The 19999-nt window shown below is 58.4% G+C and carries 19 protein-coding genes and 1 tRNA gene; 10 read left to right on the top strand and 10 right to left on the bottom strand.

Going from position 1 to position 19999, the window contains the following annotated elements:
* The first annotated feature begins 12 nt into the window (after positions 1–12).
* The 4 genes from ylqF to F1002_RS10960 all read left to right on the top strand — a co-directional run bounded on the left by ylqF (position 13) and on the right by F1002_RS10960 (position 3195).
* On the top strand, positions 13–912 hold the full coding sequence (gene ylqF / locus F1002_RS10975; protein WP_150429064.1) for a ribosome biogenesis GTPase YlqF: 900 nt from the start codon (positions 13–15) through the stop codon (positions 910–912).
* Between the two features lie 101 nt (positions 913–1013).
* Positions 1014–1089, top strand: a tRNA-Asn gene (locus tag F1002_RS10970).
* A gap of 350 nt (positions 1090–1439) precedes the next feature.
* Complete coding sequence (locus F1002_RS10965) at positions 1440–1979, top strand: DUF2726 domain-containing protein (RefSeq protein WP_150429063.1); 540 nt, start codon at positions 1440–1442, stop codon at positions 1977–1979.
* 139 nt (positions 1980–2118) lie between these two features.
* On the top strand, positions 2119–3195 hold the full coding sequence (locus tag F1002_RS10960; RefSeq protein WP_150429062.1) for a DUF4062 domain-containing protein: 1077 nt from the start codon (positions 2119–2121) through the stop codon (positions 3193–3195).
* A gap of 373 nt (positions 3196–3568) precedes the next feature.
* On the opposite strand, the gene F1002_RS10955 is transcribed toward F1002_RS10960, so the two are convergent.
* Entirely contained in the window at positions 3569–3940 is a 372-nt protein-coding gene (locus tag F1002_RS10955; RefSeq protein WP_150429061.1) for a hypothetical protein, read from the bottom strand.
* Between the two features lie 408 nt (positions 3941–4348).
* Here F1002_RS10955 and F1002_RS10950 point away from each other — a divergent pair, with 408 nt between their 5' ends.
* Positions 4349–5380 carry an ABC transporter substrate-binding protein gene (locus tag F1002_RS10950; protein WP_191090371.1) on the top strand — a complete coding sequence of 344 codons (1032 nt, stop codon included), beginning with the start codon at positions 4349–4351 and terminating at the stop codon, positions 5378–5380.
* A 13-nt stretch (positions 5381–5393) separates the two neighbouring features.
* Positions 5394–8534 (top strand): PAS domain-containing hybrid sensor histidine kinase/response regulator, encoded by a 3141-nt coding sequence (locus F1002_RS10945; RefSeq protein WP_191090370.1) that lies wholly within the window; start codon positions 5394–5396, stop codon positions 8532–8534.
* A gap of 44 nt (positions 8535–8578) precedes the next feature.
* On the opposite strand, the gene F1002_RS10940 is transcribed toward F1002_RS10945, so the two are convergent.
* Together F1002_RS10940 and F1002_RS10935 are read right to left on the bottom strand one after the other, a co-directional pair.
* A complete protein-coding gene (locus tag F1002_RS10940; RefSeq protein WP_223879550.1) occupies positions 8579–8821 on the bottom strand; it encodes a hypothetical protein in 243 nt (80 codons plus the stop codon).
* The gene (locus F1002_RS10935; RefSeq protein ID WP_191090369.1) at positions 8797–9237 is read right to left on the bottom strand and encodes a rhodanese-like domain-containing protein; all 441 of its coding nucleotides are present in this window, start codon (positions 9235–9237) and stop codon (positions 8797–8799) included. Before F1002_RS10935 ends, F1002_RS10940 begins: the two co-directional genes overlap by 25 nt.
* A 121-nt stretch (positions 9238–9358) precedes the next feature.
* On the opposite strand from F1002_RS10935, the gene F1002_RS10930 reads away from it, so the two are divergent.
* The gene (locus F1002_RS10930; protein ID WP_150429057.1) at positions 9359–9910 is read left to right on the top strand and encodes a YaeQ family protein; all 552 of its coding nucleotides are present in this window, start codon (positions 9359–9361) and stop codon (positions 9908–9910) included.
* Between the two features lie 63 nt (positions 9911–9973).
* Here F1002_RS10930 and hflX read toward each other — a convergent pair whose 3' ends face one another.
* Together hflX and F1002_RS10920 are read right to left on the bottom strand one after the other, a co-directional pair.
* Positions 9974–11317: a GTPase HflX gene (hflX, locus tag F1002_RS10925; RefSeq protein WP_150429056.1), complete on the bottom strand. Its 1344-nt coding sequence runs from the start codon at positions 11315–11317 to the stop codon at positions 9974–9976.
* A gap of 98 nt (positions 11318–11415) precedes the next feature.
* Complete coding sequence (locus F1002_RS10920) at positions 11416–12132, bottom strand: zf-TFIIB domain-containing protein (RefSeq protein ID WP_150429055.1); 717 nt, start codon at positions 12130–12132, stop codon at positions 11416–11418.
* A 161-nt stretch (positions 12133–12293) separates the two neighbouring features.
* Here F1002_RS10920 and F1002_RS10915 point away from each other — a divergent pair, with 161 nt between their 5' ends.
* Positions 12294–13004, top strand: coding sequence for a class I SAM-dependent methyltransferase (locus F1002_RS10915; RefSeq protein ID WP_150429054.1), 711 nt, complete (start codon positions 12294–12296; stop codon positions 13002–13004).
* A 6-nt stretch (positions 13005–13010) separates the two neighbouring features.
* Here F1002_RS10915 and F1002_RS10910 read toward each other — a convergent pair whose 3' ends face one another.
* Positions 13011–14909, bottom strand: a complete 1899-nt coding sequence (locus tag F1002_RS10910) for a U32 family peptidase (RefSeq protein WP_150429053.1) — start codon at positions 14907–14909, stop codon at positions 13011–13013.
* Between the two features lie 6 nt (positions 14910–14915).
* The gene (locus F1002_RS10905; RefSeq protein ID WP_150429052.1) at positions 14916–15737 is read right to left on the bottom strand and encodes an SAM-dependent methyltransferase; all 822 of its coding nucleotides are present in this window, start codon (positions 15735–15737) and stop codon (positions 14916–14918) included.
* Between the two features lie 111 nt (positions 15738–15848).
* Between F1002_RS10905 and F1002_RS10900 the strand changes: the two genes are divergently transcribed.
* Together F1002_RS10900 and F1002_RS10895 are read left to right on the top strand one after the other, a co-directional pair.
* A complete protein-coding gene (locus F1002_RS10900; protein ID WP_150429051.1) occupies positions 15849–16127 on the top strand; it encodes a hypothetical protein in 279 nt (92 codons plus the stop codon).
* A gap of 257 nt (positions 16128–16384) precedes the next feature.
* Complete coding sequence (locus tag F1002_RS10895) at positions 16385–16777, top strand: hypothetical protein (RefSeq protein ID WP_150429050.1); 393 nt, start codon at positions 16385–16387, stop codon at positions 16775–16777.
* An 85-nt stretch (positions 16778–16862) separates the two neighbouring features.
* Here the strand turns inward: F1002_RS10895 and ettA are convergent, their stop codons facing one another.
* The 3 genes from ettA to F1002_RS10880 form a co-directional block, all read right to left on the bottom strand.
* A complete protein-coding gene (gene ettA / locus F1002_RS10890) occupies positions 16863–18527 on the bottom strand; it encodes an energy-dependent translational throttle protein EttA (protein ID WP_150429049.1) in 1665 nt (554 codons plus the stop codon).
* A 109-nt stretch (positions 18528–18636) separates the two neighbouring features.
* Complete coding sequence (locus F1002_RS10885) at positions 18637–19266, bottom strand: hypothetical protein (RefSeq protein WP_150429048.1); 630 nt, start codon at positions 19264–19266, stop codon at positions 18637–18639.
* A gap of 32 nt (positions 19267–19298) precedes the next feature.
* Positions 19299–19859, bottom strand: a complete 561-nt coding sequence (locus F1002_RS10880) for a polymer-forming cytoskeletal protein (RefSeq protein WP_150429047.1) — start codon at positions 19857–19859, stop codon at positions 19299–19301.
* Positions 19860–19999: the final 140 nt, after the last annotated feature.

The raw sequence follows: 19999 nt of genomic DNA, 5'->3' as shown, positions 1-19999 counted from the left end.
TCAGGAACAACAATGTCCATCCAATGGTATCCGGGGCACATGACCTCGGCGCGCAAGAAGGCGGCCGAGACGCTGGCCGTGGCCGACGTGGTCGTCGAGGTGCTTGACGCCCGCCTGCCGCAGGCAAGCAGCAACCCGATGATCCACGAACTGCGCAGCTTCCGTCAGCGCCCCTGCCTGAAGCTGCTCAACAAGGCCGATCTGGCCGACCCCGAGGCGACCAAGGCCTGGCTGGCCTATTTCGACGCCCAGCCCAACGTCAAGGCCGTCGCCATTTCGTGCAAGAAGCCGGGCGATGTGGCCAGGATTCCGGCGCTCGCCCAGAAACTGGCGCCGCACCGCAACGATGCTGTCAAGCCGCTGCGCCTGATGATCATGGGCATACCCAACGTCGGCAAATCGACGCTGATGAACGCGCTGGTCAAGAAGAAGGTCGCCGCCGTTGGCGACCAGCCGGCCGTGACCAAGAGCCAGCAGCGCATCGACATCAGCAACCGCCTGACGATCTACGATACCCCCGGCATGCTGTGGCCGAAGATCGATCACCCCATCGACGGCCTGATGCTCGCCGCCAGCCACGCCGTCGGCGTCAACGCCTACATCGGCGAAGACGTCGCCACCTGGCTCGCCGGTTTCTTGCTCGAGCAATACCCGGCCCTGCTCAAGGCGCGCTACGGATTCACCATCGACGACATGGATGCCGTCGCAGTCCTCGAAGGCGTAGCGAAGAAGCGTGGCTGCATCATCAAGGGGCGGGGCGGCGAACTCGATCTCGAAAAGGCTTCTGGCATCCTGCTCACCGACTACCGTAGCGGTACCCTGGGGCGGATCAGCCTCGAAACCCCGAGCCTGCGTGCCCGACGTTCAGAGGAACTCGCCAGGCAAGCCCCCGTGGAGCCAGACGAGGCCTGAGTCTTCATTGTTTCGTGCGGGTAGATGCTTGTCGTTGCATCATCTCCAAAGTTTTGTATATAATGCGCGCCCTGTCAGCAGCAATTGCCGACAGTACCGATTCCCCGATAGCTCAGTCGGTAGAGCGCCGGACTGTTAATCCGTAGGTCCCTGGTTCGAGCCCAGGTCGGGGAGCCAACCCAATACAGATTTGGGCACTTCGCAAGAAGTGCCCTTTTTTGTTTCTGCGATAACCGCAGCCAAGGCTGCATTACCGCCAGCCATCGCCACCTGATTGCCGGTCACGCCAATCACGCTCACGAAGTGGCGCAGATACTGTTTGGCAAATCCCGCTATTCCTTCTTTCCGCTTCATGCGCAAGGCCAGGCAGAACACGTCGATTCGCTTTGGCTTGATCGTCGGTGCCGGCATTTTTCTGACGGCGCTTGTAGTCTGCCATTAGCCTTTTTGATGCTTTTCCCTTGAGGATGGAATGCAAACAGGGTACTCTTTTGTCCTAAATTAATTCCAAAACTATCGAGAGTTTCATGCGCTGGTTGCTGCTTCTAATCTTTGTTATTGTTGTTATTGGCTTTTTTGCCCTCAAGCGCCGCAACCAGTCTTCATCTGGGCAGGATGTTGAATTGCCCTATGTCTTGGGCGATAGATTGTTTACCCCGGCAGAACGCTCTTTTCTCGGCGTTCTCGATCAATCGGTCGGCTCGGACTTCCGGGTGTTCGGCAAGGTGCGCGTGGCCGATGTCATCGGTGTGGAAAAAGGAAAGCCGAAATCCGTCTGGCAACGCGCGTTCAACCGGATCAATGCCAAGCACTTCGATTTTGTCTTGTGCAGTCCAACCGACCTCAAGCCAGTCTGTGCCATTGAATTGAATGACAGGTCACATGCCCAGGAAGCCCGGAAGGGCCGCGACCAGTTTCTCGAAGATGTCTGCAGGAAGGCCGGATTGCCGCTGGTGTTCTTCCCCGCGCAACATACCTACTCATCCGTTGACGTGTGTGGAGCGATTGCATCGGCGATGCGTGGCAATGTGGAATTATCACTCGTAGAAAATCAAGCAAAGCCTTAAGGAGGGCTGGTACGGTTTTATTAAAGATCATTATTAATCCTATAGCCCCCCGTGTTACTTAGATGGGGAGCTCGAAGCTCTCTGCAGACACTATGCTAAGGAGGGTTGACTGATTACTCTTAAATAAGCGGGGCTCTAGTTGAAAAGAAAGCTACAAGTATTTATCTCTAGTACATACAGTGACTTACTAGAGGAACGCCAAGCCGCTGTCAGTGCGATATTGAAGTCAGGCCACATACCTGCCGGCATGGAGCTTTTTACTTCTGGGGATCGTTCCCAGATGTCCACCATCAAAGAGTGGATTGATGAGTCAGATGTTTACATGCTAATTCTGGGCGGACGCTACGGTTCAGTTGAAAAAACGTCTGGAATTAGCTACACCGAACTCGAATATGACTATGCACAGGAACAAGGAAAGCCGTCTTTCGCTGTCGTTATTACCGAATCAGCCTTAGAAGCTAAGATTTGTAGCAATGGCACCAGATGGGGGGAAAAAGAAAATCCAAAGGAGCTATCGCTTTTCCGCGAAAAAGTACTAAGCAATATCTCGTCATTCTTTGAAGATCACAAGGATATAAAACTGTGCGTCCACGAAAGTTTGGCAGACTTCGCAGCGAATCGGGATTTAAAGGGGTGGGTGTCAGCAGATGAGATTATTGATACAAAGCCACTCTTTGATGAGATAAAAAAATTATCGGACGAAAACAAAGCTTTAAAAGAGACTATAGCGAATTTAGAACGACGTGCTGCTACGGTTAACAAACAGGATGTCCAATCCGAAAAATTTACCGAATTGCAGAAAGTTCTAAACAAGATTGACATTAAAATTCCCGCAAACCTAGCAGACGGTGAGGAAAGAACTGTAGATCTGCTTTCTCTTTTCTTTAAAAACAAAGAGGCGATCGTAAACGGTGTCACTAACTCAGGCCAAGCATCTGAAGCGGAGTCGTTCATGTATCACAACGTCTGTCCAAAGTTGCAGGTTCATGGTCTCACCATTAACGAAAAGGTATCTGGCGTGCGGTATCGACGGAGTTGTGTATCTGCGTTGGGAAATGCATTCTTGGCGCAGATGGAACGTAAAATCGTTCTTGCAGAAAAAAAGACCGAAGCAGCGGAAGAAAAAACGTTGAATTCAGGAGAAAACGAACCTCTAGTAAATGCGCCAACCAAGAAAAAGGTGGCGAGAAAAGCCAAAATAACTCCAAAAGCATAAATTAAATTGCTGCCTTACATGAGTTATTGATGATTCTTATCATTGCCTCTTCATCTTGCGCGCCCTACAAAACTGTATGAGTTGGCGACCCAAAGTATCAATGATCTAGACCGCCCAGGCGGTCTAGATCATTTCTGGCTATGTGGGAATTTGGCTCGCATAAAAATATCTTTCAGCCATCAAGCTGAGAGCAAGATCCCGAATCCGCTCAACCCTCGTCATGCGAATGCGCGATGGCTGTTTGACGGTATTTGACCCTAGGCGGAAATTGCAGGACCCATAACAGGCGACTGCGTTTGCCTTGCTAATCGATGGAGATCAGGATCGGGTTGGCTCAAGACATGCCGGCCTGCTATGAGGTATTCCAAAGTCGTTAGCAGGCAATTGCTCCGAGCCATGCACGCGCTTCTTGCTCACTCGTGAAAAATCTCATTGGCCTGCTCTTCATCAGAGAGGAATTGCGATGAAGCTCGATCAACTCCAGATCTTCGGGGCGTTGCTGGGAGTAGATGACGGCTAGAGGAACCGATTTGAGGACCGAATCGGTTGCGGCAGCAAATAAAACGTCAGAGCGTTTTACGGTATGGTCTTCGATAGCTGTGAAATCAGAGATTTGATAGCTGAGTTTCGAAACCCGCGGATCATTGCCGATGCGTTTCGCATGCGCCAGCACATCTTCGCCGGTAACTACGCCGAAGAATCTTGAATAAACTCCGCGCTCTTCCCATTTCATTTCGTATGGCATCGATAACTCCTAAAGGATGGCAAGTTCCTTGGCTACCTTTCCAGATTCACGGCGAATCAATGTCGATGGTGCTGCTTGATTGATGAAGCATACTCTGGAGGTATCCGTGTTGTCAGGTAGTGGCTACGGCAAGTGTTTGAGCTGTGCAGGGCAGTTGCCGCTACCGGTTTGCCCTCCGGTGTTCGCATCGTCAACTTTCGCTTTTGGCTGCCGTTGCCGAATCCTGTCCCGGTGAAATTGCACTGATTGGATTGTTTTTGGTCGGGTGAGGCCAGATTTATGCCATTTGCTTGCTGTTATCGCTTGTTCAATGTCTTGCATGCTTGTAATCTGATAAAAATTCCAGAAGGAGCGTGCATGGGCGTTTTTGGTGATGGCCGATGGTTTATTGCGATAATGGCGTTTGTGATGTTTTTGCCATGTTCGCAGGCTTTCGAGTCCTATGTCGACAAATATGGCCTGAATCGGAATTCGCCGGCCATCGACATGGGCGTGCAGCCACTTGGCGTGCCTTCCGGTGTCTTGAGTTCAGTCATGCGACGGGATCGGATTCTGCTCGAGAAGCTCAAGGGCATGGGGAATCCGCTGCTGACCTACCCTTTCCAGCGTGGGGCCGACATGTTGCCCGCGCTGGCCGACGGCCGTCTCGATGCCGCCTTGCTGGGTGACATGCCGACCTTGATGTCCGCCGCTTCCGGCAAGGTGTTGATCGTCGGGCTGGTCAAACAGTCGCCGACCGCGATTGTGGCGCGTGGCAGGGCGCAAGTCGGTGCATTGGCCGGCAAGCGTATTGCTTATGTCGAGGCCTCCAGTGCGCATCAGACGTTGTTGCAGGGCCTGTCTTCTGCCGGGTTGTCGGAAAAGGATGTCAAGTTGGTTCCGATGCGCGTGGATGAGATGCCGGCGGCGCTGGAACGCGGCGAGATCGAAGCGTTTGCCGCCTGGGAGCCTGCCCCGTCTGTCGCGCTTGCCAATAGTGGCGCCAATCGGATCGTTTTTCGAGGTTCCAGTACCGACTATTTCGTGATTTCCAGGGTGGCTGCCCAGCGCTCGCCGCAGGCTGTGAACGTCTTGGTTGCGGCCTATGTTCGCGCCATCGAATGGTTGCGTGTCTCTCGGCATAACCAGGAAAAGGCGGCGCAATGGGTCAAGGACGATGCCGAGGCGTTCTCCGGAAAGAAGAGTGACATTTCCCTTGAGCAGATTGCCGGAATTACCCGAAAAGAGTTGTTGAGCATTCCCTCGGCGCCGCGCATCATCGTCAATCCGCGTGCACAACCGCCGTTGAAGGTTGCCTTCGATTTCCTGAAGGGCTTGGGTAAACTGCCGGCCGATGCCAGTTGGGCCAATGTCGAGTCGGCCATGGACAACGATATCCTGCCCAACATCATGGCCGATGCCCGTTTGTCCGAAACAGGGCGTTTCGATTATCCGGAGTAAGCGGCGAGTTTCGATGCAACAATCTTTCTCGGTACGTATCACACGATATTTTGGCGCGCTGTTTGTCGTGCTGATGGGCTGTACCCTGATGTTGTGGTACTTCGGATTCCCATTGCTCGGCATGAACGGTGCCAGTACGCAGCGCCTGATCGAGGCCAGCCGCTTGCTGGAGATTTCAGCTGACCATGCACAGCGGAGTTTCGGCAGCAAGCTGATGGAGCGACGCGGTGACATGATGGTGTTGTCGGAGAATTCCGGGCTTGGCCAGCAGTTTACCCAGGGCTCCCCGAACATTCAGGCAACTCTCGACCGGTTGTTCGACCGTTTGCAGCGCGCCTATCCGGACCGCTACGTCGAGTTGTACGCGATTGATCCTGCCAGCCTGGAGGTAGTCGGCTCCGGTTCCGGAAAGGGGCTGGGTGAGGTTTTCTTCGATCCGGAGCTGGCTCGTTCGGTTACTCAGGTGGGTATTAGCGAACTGATCGATCAGGTCATGTGGAACGGGCGCAGCCATCTGATCATCATGCGGCAGGTTCGGGGTGTACAGAGCGATGGACCGAATACCGGCCACCCGGTGGGCATTCTGGTTGCCATCCTCGATGCGGCCTATTTGATTTCCGGTAGCGAAGAGGCTGTTTCGACCCTGCAAGGCAGCGAAACCATCGTATTCGACGGTCAAGGGCAGCCTATTGTTCACGCTCGGAAACACACGAACCTGGTTGAGGCGATTTCCCGCGTGGCGCCCGGTTTCGAGGGCAGTCTGACGCTGACCGATGCGAAAGGAAATGACTATCTGGCGGCGTTCAGGTTTTTACCGCTCAGCGGAACGCAGGGAAACACGTTGGTCATGGTCCAGAGCAAGGCGCAAGCCCTGGCTGGTTTGAAAGGCGGAGCGATCAACCTGGGCATAGCCGGGTTATTGCTGTGCCTTGGGGCGCTGCTTCTGGTGCGGATAGTGGCGCAGCGGATGGCCGCACCCATCGCCCAGCTCGCGACGGACGCCCATCGCTTGGGCGGTGGCGAATTGGCAGTACGCACGAACGTCAATTCCGGCGATACAGCCGAAATCCATCAGCTGTCGTCGGCATTCAACCAGATGGCAGAAGCGATCCAGCGGTCGCATGCGTCGCTTGAGGGGAAAATCCACGAGCGCACGGAGGCGCTGCGGCACGAGCGCGATAACGCCCAGCGTTATCTGGATGTCGTCGATGTGCTGATTCTCGCTCTCGACGTCAATGGCCGGATCGCGATGATCAACCGCAAGGGTGCCCAGATGCTCGGCCTGCCGGCGGAGGATCTGGTCGGCATGGACTGGTTCGAACACTTCCTGGCGAACGATCATTCGGCAGCGCCCCGTTTGGCCTTTGATCGGCTGATCTCCGGCAAAGGGGTTTTGCTCGAGCAGTATGAGAACAGGATTGTCGATAGCCAGGGTCGGGAAATCCTGGTTGCCTGGCGTAGCGTCCTGCTGCATAGCGAATCGGGAGAAATCGTCGGTGCGTTGTCGTCAGGCGAAGACATCACCGCCCGTCGGGCAGCCGAGGAAGCCTTGCGGGAGAGCGAGCAGCATTTCCGTAACCTTGCCAACAGCGGTTCGGCGCTGATCTGGACGTCGACGCGTGACAAACTGTGCGATTACTTCAACGATTCGTGGTTGCGCTTTACCGGCCGAACCTTGGAGCAGGAGCTCGGGTACGGTTGGGCAGAGGGGGTTCACGCGGAGGATTACCAGCGCTGCGTGGATAGCTATGTCACGCACTTTGACCAGCGATTGCCGTTTTCGATGGAATATCGCTTGCGTCACGCCGATGGCAGTTATCGCTGGCTGGCCGATCTGGGGAGTCCGCGCTTCAACAGCCGGGGCGATTTCATCGGCTATATCGGGTTCTGTTACGACATTACCGAGCAAAAGGCGGCCGGCGAGGAACTGGAGCGCTACCGGCATCATCTGGAGATACTGGTCGAGGAGCGGACGGCCGAATTGGTTCGAGCCAGGGATGCGGCCGAATCGGCCAGCCGCGCCAAGAGCACCTTCCTCACCAACATGAGTCACGAGTTGCGCACGCCACTCAACGGCATCATGGGCATGATTACGCTCGCCAGGTCGCACATGATCGATCCGGTTGGCAGGGAGCAATTGGACAAGGCCAAGGTCGCAGCGGACCATCTGCTGTTGGTGATCGGCGATATCCTCGATATTTCAAAGATCGAAGCCGAGCGCATGACCCTGGAGCGGGTCGATTTCAAGCTGATACCGGTGTTCGAGAACCTGATCAGCCTGATGGGCCACAAGGCGCGGGCGAAGGGCTTGGAGATGCTGACCCATGTGCCGACGGAGCTGTCCGACCAGGTGTTGCAGGGCGATCCCCTGAGGTTGGGGCAGGTGCTGATCAACCTTTCCGGCAATGCGGTCAAATTCACCGAACAGGGATCGATCTCCATTGATGTGACTATTCTCGACAACACACCCGACGACATGCTGTTGCGCTTTGCCGTGCGGGACACCGGGATCGGCATTTCGGAGGCGGACAAGGGGCGGCTGTTCTCGGCGTTCGAGCAGGCCGACAGCTCGATGACGAGGCTGTATGGAGGTACCGGGCTGGGGCTCGCCATCAGCCAGCACCTGGTCAATCTGATGGGGGGGCAGATCGAGGTTGAGAGTACGCGCGGGAAAGGCAGCGTATTCCAGTTCGCGGTCCGTTTTCCCAAAGGTAGCCAGATGCCGGAGAAGGGCGGGAGCGACGAAACCGCGGCCCTCGATCGTCTGCGCCGCGATTATTCAGGCACCTCGTTGCTGCTCGTCGAGGATGAACCGATCAATCAGGAGGTCGCCAGAATTCTGCTTGAAGAGGCGGGAATGCGCGTGGACATTGCCGAAGATGGCCGGCAGGCTGTCGATATGGCAGGAAAGCATGCTTACGCTGCGATCCTGATGGATATGCAGATGCCGAAGATGAGCGGGGTGGAGGCAGCGATCGCGATTCGCGAGCAGGGAGGAAAGGTGCCCATTGTCGCGATGACCGCCAATGCCTTTGCCGAAGACCGCGCGCAGTGCCTGGAGGCGGGCATGAACGATTTCCTGACCAAGCCCGTCGATCCGGAACATTTTTACGAAATCTTGCTGAAATGGCTGGCCGCTGACCGGGAGGCGTAAGCCCGGTCGGTGGCAGTGCCGCTAGCAAGCCCGGGGAGGGCTCGTCAGGCGGGTGCCGTGGCGATGCTGGCGGCCGGCAGCCAGCATTGCCAATGACCGCAGGCGGAACGTGCGCGGCGTTCCGAGCCATTCCAGGGGCCGCCCTGGCAGAGTCCGGTGCTGGTTTCGGATTCGATGAGGACGATATCCGGTGTCTGTCCGGGGTAGCGCAGGCCGCTCCAGCGTTGGCAACTGGCGCAGCGCTTGCGTTCGACAGCCTGGGCTAGCAGGTCTTTGCCGTCTTGCATGAGGCAATCGTCGGCGCAGCCGGCGAAACCGGACCGCCGGCCCCGATCCAGCCCTTGATCCCCTGCTTTACGTTGTAGACGGTGGCGTAGCCGGCTTGCTGCGACAGGAATTGGCTTACTGGCTTGGTACGGTTGCCGGTGCGGCAGATGACGATGACCGGTTCGTTCGGCTTGGCGATGGGTTTGACCTTTTCCAGCCAGGCTGCGGCGTCGTAGCGCCCCTTGTCGTCGAAGAAGGTGAGGAGCTTGCTGCCGGCCACAATGCCGGTCTCCTCCCATTCGCTCTGCAGGCGAATGTCGATGACCGGTACTCCGCTACGGCTCAGTTGTTCGAGCTGGGCGTTGTCGATGTCGATCACCTCGGCGCGGGCAATCGTGCAGAAGGCGAGCAGGCAGGCAAGAATCGACAGGCGCATGGAAAAACCCTTTTCATCAGGAAACGCTGATTGTACCGGTTTCCATCCTCTTTCCATTGAGTCGTTTTTGCCTGCCAGGTTCCCGGCTCGTGGGATAATCCGCCCTTTTTCCGGGGCTGGCATGGCGCTCAAATCCACGATTTTCAAGGTAGAACTTCAACTGGCAGACCTTGATCGCTCGCATTTCGGCGACTATTCGCTGACCATCGCCCGTCACCCCTCGGAAACCGACGAGCGGATGATGGTTCGTCTTCTTGCCTTTGCCCTGAATGCCTCGGAGGCGCTGGTTTTCGGGCGCGGTCTGTCGACGGAGGATGAGGCCGATCTCTGGGAAATGGATCCCACGGGTGCCATCGAGCGCTGGATCGATGTCGGGCTGCCCGATGAAAAGGATGTTCGCCGCGCCTGCAACCGTTCGCGCCATGTGGTCGTGCTCAGCTATGGCGGCCGTTCCGCCGAAATCTGGTGGCAGCAGACTTCCGGCAAGGTTTCGGGCCAGAAAAACCTGCGCGTCCTGGCGCTCTCGGTCGAGGAAGGGCAGGCACTGGCTGCACTGGCCGAGCGCACCATGCGCCTGCAGTGCACCATTCAGGATGGGATCGTCTGGCTGGGCGGCGACGAAGGCCATGTCGAACTGAAGCCGAAAGTCCTGCTGGCACCCGAAGCGGCCTAGCGCATCTGGGAGGCTTTCTGCTGATTCTTGCCATGGCCTTCATGGCCGTAGCGTTATCTGCAGTCAGTTCCTCGGCGGGAGTTTCTCGCTCACTTCCTTAAGGACCGAGGCTTCACCACGGACCCGGAAATAGGCGCCGTCGGCGTCGGCCCGTTCCTCAAGTACCTCGCATTGCGCGTAGATCTGCCCGCGCAACTGCTGGGCCGACCAAGGCAGGAAGAGTTCCGCCTCGACCAGGTCTTGCTGGAAAAAAGCGACGATGGCGGCCCGCAGCCTGGCTACTTCGTCAGGGCGCCGGGCGCTCATCACGATGCAGTCGGGGTATTTTTCGCGCAAGGTGGCCGTGCATTCCGCCTGTGCAGCCTCGTCGCCGACATGGTCGATCTTGTTGAAGACGCGAAGGCGCGGCACGTCATCGGCGCCGATCTCGGCCAGGACGGCGTTGGTGACTTCCAGCTGGCGTTCGAAACCGGGGTCGCTGGCATCGATGACATGCAGCAGCAGGGCTGCATCCAGCGCTTCGTCGAGGGTCGATTTGAACGAGGCAACCAGACCGTGCGGCAGGTTCTTGATGAATCCGACCGTATCGCTGACCAGTACGCGCGGTACGCTTTCCGGGTGCAGCGCGCGTACCGTGGTGTCCAGGGTGGCGAACAGTTTGTTGGCGACGAGCACTTCGCTGCCGGTGAGCGCGCGCATCAACGTGGATTTGCCGGCATTGGTGTAGCCGACCAGCGCTACGCCGGCCAGGCCCTGGCGTTCCTGGCGTCGGGCGCGTTGCGTCTTGCGCTCGACTTCCATGGCAGCTATTTCAAGCTGCAATTCGGCGATACGGTCGCGAATCTTGCGGCGATCCATTTCCGTGTGCGATTCGCCGGCCCCGCGACCGCCGACACCACTGCGTTGCCGGCCTTGCGGTCCCGCCAGCTTGGCCATTTCGCGCAGGCGCGGCGCCATGTAGCCGAGACGGGCAATCTCCACCTGGGCCTTTGCCGCGCGCGAACGGGCATTGCGATGAAAGATCTCGAGGATGACCATGGTCCGGTCCATGACCTCGCAACCGGCTTCCAGTTCGAGGTTGCGTGCTTGCGACGGCGAAATTTCGTGATCGACCAGGATGGCTTCGATGGGCCCCAGGTGCGGCGTGGGCGGGTAGGAGGTGTCGCCGATGGCGGCTTCGCCGCGAATGAAGTGATGTATTTCCTGGCGCTTGCCGATGCCGAGGTAGCCGGTGGTGTCGAAGCTGCCGCGTTTTTGCGTGAAGGTGTGGATGACCTTGTAGCCGAGCGTCTTGGCCAGTTCGCGCAGTTCGGCAATCGATGCCTCGAACTCGGTATCGCTGACGTGGGGCAACTGTACCGCTGCCACAACAGCGTAGATGGGTTTTTCCTGGACTTCTTTTTGCATGCGGGGATGGCTGTGCCGAAAAAGGTAAGGGCGGAGTGTAACCGCCATTCCCCGGCTTTCCGCATTTGTTGGCGCCGGGTGCCGTCAGGCACGCGGGGTCAGCGTCGAATCACCTGCCAGACCAGCTCGAAACCGGCCGATACCAGGTCGATCACATCGACGAGCCCGGTTTCCGTCTCGGCATTCTGTCTTCGCTGGCGCGATTCAGCCCGTTCGCGCATCACGATGGCGTCACCCAGGGCCTCGACATCGCGTGTCGTGCGTCGCGTTTCGGCATGCTGGAGGCGAGCCAGCGCCTTTTCGACGGCATCGGCATCGAGAATCGCAATCGGGGCGGAGCAGTGCCTGCACGCGTGATCCTGGCGGATATCGACCGGTGCGCCGCAGCCGGTGCAGCGCACCACGCCCACCTTGGCCGACAGCTCGTTCACCTCGGCAGGCGACAATTGACGGACAAAACCCTTCTCGATCATGAATTGCGCGAAGGTCGTGAAGCGCCCATGCTTTTGCAGGCAGCGATGGTAGTTGAATTTGCCGCCATGCTTGGCGACATCCAGCCCGTGCAGCAGCTTGTCGTCGCAACGCGGGCAATTCAAGGGCGCACGCAACGGCAGGCGTTGATCGTCGCGATGCTGATGGATCAGCTTGAACAGTTCGACGATGCCCCCCGGCGTCAACTGCACGCTCTCGAATTCATCGAACCAGATGCCCTGGCAGGGGAAGCACAGATCGATCGTCACTTCGCCATGGTGCATCCGCTCGAAGCGGTGCTTGGTCATGGTTTGGCGGCAGGAGGGGCAGGGTAGCGGTTTCATGGTGACGGCAAAACGGTTAGCGGCGGGGCTTGCGCCATTCGGGAGCGAGATCGTGACTATAACGCAAGCATATGGCCGGCTTGTCGCCAATGAAAATGGACGGAATACTCAGGATCATCATCCGTTAATATTCCGGTTCATCTCTCCCGTATGGAAATACCATGAAAATCGCCGATCCCGACCAGGCCGACTTGGTCAACGAAATCAGACTGATGCTCGATGAACTGCCGTTCGATGCAGCGACGGTTCTCGAATTGGGCTGCGGTCGGGCCGAGAAGACCCGCTTGCTGGCGGAAACCGGCCGACCGCGCGAGGTCGTGGCGCTGGAGGTCGATAACATCCAGCATGCCCGCAATCTGGAAATCACCGACCTGCCTACGGTGAGTTTCCGCCACGGCGGTGCCGAGGCCATTCCGGCCGACGACAACAGTGTCGATATCGTGCTGATGTTCAAGTCGCTGCATCACGTGCCGATGGAACATATGGATCAGGCCCTGAGCGAAATCGCCCGTGTGCTCAAGCCCGGCGGCATGGCCTGGATTTCCGAGCCGGTCTATGCCGGCGATCTGAACGAGGTTTTCCGGCTGTTCCACGACGAGAAGATTGTGCGCGAGGCCGCATTCGCAGCCATCTGTCGCGCCGTGGAGGAGGGTCGCCTGCTGCTGGAAAAGGAATTGTTCTTCAACACCCGCAGCTTCTTTGAAAACTTTGCGCAGTTCGACCAGCGCATGATTCAGGTTACCCACTCCAACCATCGGCTTTCCCCGGCCCTCTACCAGCAGGTCCGGGAAAAGTTCGAAAGCTACCTGACGCCCGAAGGCGCGACCTTCCTCAATCCGCAGCGGGTGGACCTGCTGCGCAAGCCAGGCTGAGCGCCGTTAGCCGCAGGAAGCCTGGCGGATGGCGCCGAGGTTGAGCTTGACGCCTTTCTTCATCTTGCCGATGACGTGCATCTCGCAGGCCTTGCAGTCGAACTTGAGGATCAGCTTCTCGCTGCCGTTCATCAGCGTCATCGGGTCCGGCTTCAGGTGCTTCACTTCCTTCGGGCACAGGTTGAAGCTGTAGCGCAGGCAGTGGCGGGTGATCATCAGCGACACCATGCCCTTCTCGTTGCCAGCCTCGTAGGCTTCCTCGATCAGCTTGACGCCATGCTTCTCGTAGAACTGGCGGGCCTTGGTATTGAACACGTTGCCGAGGTAGGTCAGTTCATCCTGCGGGTAGGGCACCGGGTCGGCTGCCGGTTGGGCGCGCGGCGGGCGCTGGTAGCCGGCTTGGCGGGCGGCTTCGAGCTTCTCGGTGGCCTCCCGGCGTAGTGCGTTCACGGCACCGACCGGCAGGAACCAGGCCTGGGTCAGATCCAGTTTGACCGGCTCGGCGACAAACATGGTGTTGCCGAACTTGCCGAGGTTTTCCTGTAGCTTGGCCAAGGCCTGTTCCGGATTCTGGGCCAGTTCGCTACCGATCTTCTCGCTGCGCGGCAGTTCGGCAGTGGCACTTACGCCGTCCTCATCGGTCAGGGTCAGGACGAAGGTGGTGTCGGTTTCCGACAGCACCGGCTTCACCGACACGCGACGGTCAGCCGAATTCTTCTCCAGTGCGCGTTCGAACTCCTGGTCGCGGTTGCGGAACAGGGTCGCGCCTTCAGTTAGCTCTTCCGGAATTTCAGCCGGGAAGAGCTTGTCGCCCTCCGCACGGTTGATGCGCATGCCCATCACGTCGCCGTTGGCATCGTGGAAGCAGACGCCATCGCCGTTGTGGAACGCCTGTTCGCTATTGACGACGATCCAGCCGTCGCCGATTTCGACAACTTCGCCGATCAGTTCGCCGACGAAGGCCGGCGTGTCGAAGGCGCCGATATCGTCCTGGCGGCCACCAGCGAAGTAGTCGGTGTAGCCGCGGTTGAAGGTCTTGTCCGGCTGCGGTTCGAAAGTGTAGGTGCTGCGGCCACTGGAGGCACGGCAGTATTGCGGGTTGGCGGAGATGATTTCGTCGAGCAGCTGGCGGTAATGTGCCGTGATGTTCTTGACGTAGGAGAGGTCCTTCAGGCGGCCCTCGATCTTGAACGAGCTGACGCCGGCCTCCACCAGGGCGAGCAGGTTCTCGGTCTGGTTGTTGTCCTTCATCGACAGCAGGTGCTGGTTCTCGGTGATGACCTTGCCTTTTTCGTCGACCAGCGTGTAGGGCAGGCGGCAGGCCTGCGAGCACTCGCCGCGATTGGCGCTGCGTCCGGTATGGGCATGGCTGATGAAGCACTGGCCGGAATACGCGACACAGAGCGCGCCGTGCACGAAATACTCGAGGGCCAGCGTCGTTGCATCGGCCACTTTCCCGATTTCGTCGATGCTCATCTCGCGGGCCAGCACGATCTGCGAGAAACCCGCGTCTTCGAGGAACTTCGCCTTGGCCGGGTTGCGGATGTCGGTCTGCGTGCTGGCATGCAGCTGGATGGGCGGCAGATCGAGTTCGAGCAGGCCCATGTCCTGGATGATCAGCGCATCGGCGCCGGCCTCGTAGAGTTGCCAGGCCAGTTGCCGGCTATCTTCGAGTTCCGAGTCGTGCAGGATGGTGTTGAGCGCGACGAAGACCCTGGCGCGATAGCGGTGGGCGAAATCGCACAGGCGTTTGATTTCGGCGACATCGTTGCCGGCACCGTAGCGGGCGCCGAAAGACGGGCCGCCGATATAGACGGCGTCGGCGCCGTGCTTGATGGCCTCGATGCCGAAGTCGGCGTTCTTGGCAGGGGCGAGGAGTTCGAGCGGGTGTTGAATGCGAGTCATGGCGCCTTAGTACGTAAAACGCGGGGCAAGTTCTTGAATATTGAACTCGCGCAAGATGGCTTCGGCGCGTTCGCGGGCATTTTTCCGGGGATGGTTGCGCTTCGAGGCGATGATTAGTTCGTTCTTCATCGAATGCTCCCAGCCGACCAGTTCGGTGACGGTGACGTCGTAGCCGTGCGACTCGAGCAGCAGGCAGCGCAACACGTTGGTCAGGTGGCTGCCCAGTTCGCGCGTATGGATGGGGTGTCGCCAAAGTTCGGAGAGCGGAGTTTTGCCCAGCGAATCGTTCTTTTTGGCCCGCATCGTGGCGGCCACTTCGGCCTGGCAGCAAGGGACGAGGACGATATGGCGGGCATTGCGCGTCAGGGCGAAACGGATGGCATCGTCGGTCGCCGTGTTGCAGGCGTGTAGCGCGGTGACGACATCCACGGCGCCCGGCAGCTCGGTCGACGACAGCGAATCCTCGACTGTACAGGCCATGAAGCGCATTCGTGGAAAGCCAAGCCTGGCGGCCAATTCGCGGGATTTTTCGACCAGTTCGGCACGTGTTTCGATGCCGACGATCTCGCCGCTGGCACGTTCCTTGAAGTAGAGGTCATACAGGATGAACCCGAGATAGGATTTTCCGGCACCGTGATCGACCAAGGTTTCCGCATTTTCGAGCAGTGGCTCGATGAACTGATAGAGGTGATAAACCTGCTTCAGCTTGCGGCGCGTGTCCTGGTTGAGCTTGCCGTCGCGCGTCAGGATGTGCAATTCCTTCAGCAAATCAATGGATTGGCCGGCGCGGATTTCCGGAATGTCGGCGGGGGTGTTCTGCTTTTTCATAGGCGTGATTATCGCATTTCGAAAGCTATAACTTTTGTGTCAACCGAATCGAAATTGCGTCGTTATTAGGCTCATGGTGATCAAACACCGCATACCTACGGAGATAGTCAAATGGGCAGTCTGAGCAACGAATCCTTCGAACAATTCCTGGATTCCCTGAAGAAAGCCGGTATCACGATTTCCAACGAAGCCGAGCTGCGTGAGCGCCTGGCTGAAGCACAACGCTGGCGTTTCGCCTTCCAGACTCTGGCTGCCAATGGCAAGACCATCGGTATCTGCTTCGAGGATCATTCCGAAGGCCGCAACGGCGCCGAGATCGATCGCGCGTTCAGCGAGTTCCAGTTTTCCGAAAAGACCAAGGCAGTTTTCTCTGCCAGCTTGAAGCACTAATAAAAACTTAGTACATTCCCATACGCAGCTTTCGCTCTTCGCGATGGCGGGGAGCAAAAAAGGACGGGCGCCGAAACGGCGCCCGTTTTGCGTTCTGCCGCCGCTGTTCTGCGAACCGTACATCAAGCCGGCATGTCCGACAGGCAAGCGATGCCTTCAGTTTGTGGCAAGTATGCATAAACCGGCAACGCCCTCGGGATTCGATTGAGTGACGCACCGGGCGGTTCGTTCTGATCCATGAGAGGATTTCGTCTTTGATGGAGGAAGAAGCGATGAGTGACGAATCGAAAGAGGCCACGGATGCGAAAGCTGAATCCAAATCCAAAGGGGCCATCCATAACCTCGAAAAACCGACCCTGATCATTGCGGCGGCAGCTCTCGTTTTTTCGCTCGCCAATACAGTCCTGCTGGTGTTGAATCCGACCGCCAAGAAAGTCGAGCAGTTCAACGAGGAAATGAAGACGGAGGTGGCGGATAGCATCAATACTGTCCACAAGAAAATCGACGGGTTGCGCAGTGCGGAAGTGGAATGGCAGTCGGTGCTGAAAAAAGCCAGTGCCAATCCCGACGCGGTCTACAAGATCGTGAATACCAAGGACGGCTATCTGACGCTGACCGAGATCAGTTCGCCGGCGGGCGAGGGCAAGTAGCCTGAGCGCTTCGGATGACACAAAGCAAACAGGGCGCCGGAGGGCGCCCTGTTTGTTTGAAGCCTGATTATCCCGCAGGCGAGGGTCAGCGCGTGATCGGCTTGTAGCGGATGCGCTTCGGCTTGGCACCTTCCTCGCCCAGGCGCTTGCGCTTGTCTTCCTCGTATTCCTGGTAATTGCCCGGGAAGAAGGTCCATTGCGATTCGCCTTCGGCGGCCAGGATGTGCGTACAGATACGGTCGAGGAACCAGCGATCGTGCGAGATGACCAGTGCGCAACCTGGGAATTCGAGCAGGGCGTCTTCCAGCGCGCGCAGGGTTTCGACGTCGAGGTCGTTCGACGGTTCGTCGAGCAGCAGGACGTTGCCGCCGGCCATCAGCGTCTTGGCCAGGTGCAGGCGGCCACGTTCGCCGCCGGAGAGGTTGCCGACCAGCTTGCCCTGATCGGCGCCCTTGAAGTTGAAGCGGCCGATATAGGCGCGCGACGGCATCTCGAACTTGCCAATCTGCAGGATGTCGCTGCCCTGGGCCAGTTCGTCGAAGACCGTTTTCGAGCCGTCGAGGCAGTCGCGCGACTGGTCGACGTAGGCCATCTTGACCGTCTGACCGATCTTGACTTCGCCGGAGTCCGGTTGCTGCTGGCCGGTGATCATCTTGAACAGGGTCGATTTACCGGCGCCGTTCGGACCGATGATGCCGACGATGGCGCCCGGCGGGATGCTGAAGCTCAGGTTGTCCATCAGCAGCTTGTCGCCGAAGGACTTGGTGACGCCGTCGAATTCGATGACCTGGTCGCCCAGGCGCTCGCCGACCGGAATGAAGATTTCCTGGGTCTCGTTGCGCTTCTGATATTCGTGGCTGGACATTTCTTCGAAGCGGGACAGACGGGCCTTGGACTTGGCCTGGCGTGCCTTCGGATTGGAGCGAACCCACTCCAGTTCCTGTTTCATCGCCTTCATATGGGCGTCGATCTGCTTGTTTTCGGTTTCCAGGCGGGCTTCCTTCTGCTCCAGCCAGGAAGAGTAGTTGCCCTTCCAGGGGATGCCGTGGCCGCGGTCGAGTTCGAGAATCCACTCGGCAGCGTTGTCGAGGAAGTAGCGGTCGTGGGTAACGGCGACGACGGTGCCCGGGAAGCGGACGAGGAACTGTTCCAGCCATTCGACCGATTCGGCGTCGAGGTGGTTGGTCGGTTCGTCGAGCAGCAGCATGTCGGGTTTTTCGAGCAGCAGCTTGGCCAGCGCGACGCGGCGCTTTTCACCGCCGGACAGGTTGCCGATCACGGCATCCCAAGGCGGCAGGCGCAGTGCATCGGCGGCGATTTCCATCTGGTGCTCGGTATCCGAGCCGGCGGTGGCGATGATCGCCTCCAGGCGGGCCTGTTCCTCGGCCAGTTTGTCGAAGTCGGCGTTCTCGTCGGCGTAGGCGGCATAGACCTCGTCCAGCTTGGCCTGTGCCTGCATGACTTCGCCGAGGGCGGATTCGACTTCTTCCTTGACCGTCTTGGCCGCGTCGAGTTGCGGTTCCTGCGGCAGGTAGCCGATGGAGACGCCAGCCAGGTGCTGGACCTCGCCGTCGTATTCCTTGTCCACGCCGGCCATGATGCGGAGCACGGTCGATTTGCCGGCGCCGTTCAGGCCGAGCAGGCCGATCTTGGCACCGGGGAAGAAGGACAGGGAAATGTCCTTGATGATCTGACGCTTGGGCGGGACGATCTTGCTGACCCGCAGCATGGACATGACGTATTGAGCCATTTGCGCTTGCCTGAAAGGAAAATAATCAAAGGGCGAAGTCTACGGGGCTTCAGCGCAAATAACCAGCCTTCGTTCAACGAAGGCTGGTGATACAAGGGCGGTAGGCGGGTCAGTAGTGGAAGTTGGCGAGCGTACGATGGAGAAGTACGGCAGGCGCATCGACGCGGGGACAGGTGCGCAGGCTACCGATATGCTGGAAGCCCATGGTTCGCCGGTAGTAGCCGGCGTGGCGCGGATTGACTTCGATGACCACTTCGGTGCCGCCAAAAACTGCGCGTACGTACTGGTAGGTGGCTTTGAACAGGGCATTGAGCAGTTCGGGGTCGTGACAGTCGAGGTCTACCGCCAGGCGAGTGACTTCGCAGACCACCCGCGACGGACCGCGCAAGCGGGTCAGTTCGTCCTGGTAGAGGCCATCGGCGAGCAGGCCCGCGGCCGAGTCGCGGGAAGCGGTCGCCGTGGCGACCAGTTCGCCAGCGAGCCAGGCACCGATGGTGACATGGTTGGGGTCGGCTGGCTGCAGGCGGTTGGGCGCGAGGCGGTAGCCGCGCCAGGTATACATACGACGGACCAGACTGCTGCAGGCGCGAAGTTGGGCGTAGGTGACGGCGGGTGCGATGATCAACTCCGGTACGGCGACCGGAACTGCGATGTCGGAAGAGGGGCCTGCTTCGTCTGCCAGGAGCTGGGTGCCCAACAGATTGGGAAGCAGGGTGTGGAAGGATAATGCATCATGCATAGCGGTCATTCTATGGGGAGCCTATAAAGTAATCAACCGGCGACTGCGCTGAGCGGCAGGACCGGTTCGTCGCGCTGCTGGCGCTGGGAGGATCTTTCGGAGGAGAGCGCGTTGATGTCGCCGCACAGCTCGCCGCCTTCGTCGATGACCAGCTTGCCGTAGCGAATCTTGCCGCTAACCTTGCCGGTGGCGTGGATGATCAGTTGCGAGCGTGCCGTCAGTTCGCCTTCGAAGCTGCCGTGAATCTCGGCTACGTCGATGCTCACCTTGCCGGAGAAGGCGCCTTTGTCGGCGATGCGGATGACCCGGCTGTCCATGGTGGCTTCGACGCGGCCTTCAACGACCAGTGTGTCGCAGTCGAGTATTTCTGCGCCCTTGAGCTTGACCTCGGGGCCGACGATCAGGCGGGCAGCTACCGGCGTTTCGGTTTCGCCGGCGGTCGTTTTTCCGTCCTCGGAGGCGGCGGGAGCATCGGTAACAACCTTGGGCTCGGGCACGGCACCGGCGAGACCGTTGCCCGATCCAAGAACGCTACGGACGTCCTTGCGGGTGATGCTGTCGTTGCGGGTGGTGATGGTCGGTTTGCTGAACATGGAAACTCCCGTGATGAGGTTTTTGACAAAAAATCGTCCCGACCTCCATTGCGATATCCGTGCCATGTCAATAAATTTCAAATAAAACAGTTGATTAGGTTGTTTAATTAAACTCGATTCAAGAAAAAAACGGTGTGGAT

Source organism: Dechloromonas sp. CZR5 (assembly GCF_008711155.1).
Classification (GTDB): Bacteria; Pseudomonadota; Gammaproteobacteria; order Burkholderiales; family Rhodocyclaceae; genus Azonexus.
The sequence above is the reverse complement of the archived record's forward strand: the minus strand, read 5'-3'. Positions and strand labels throughout refer to the sequence as shown.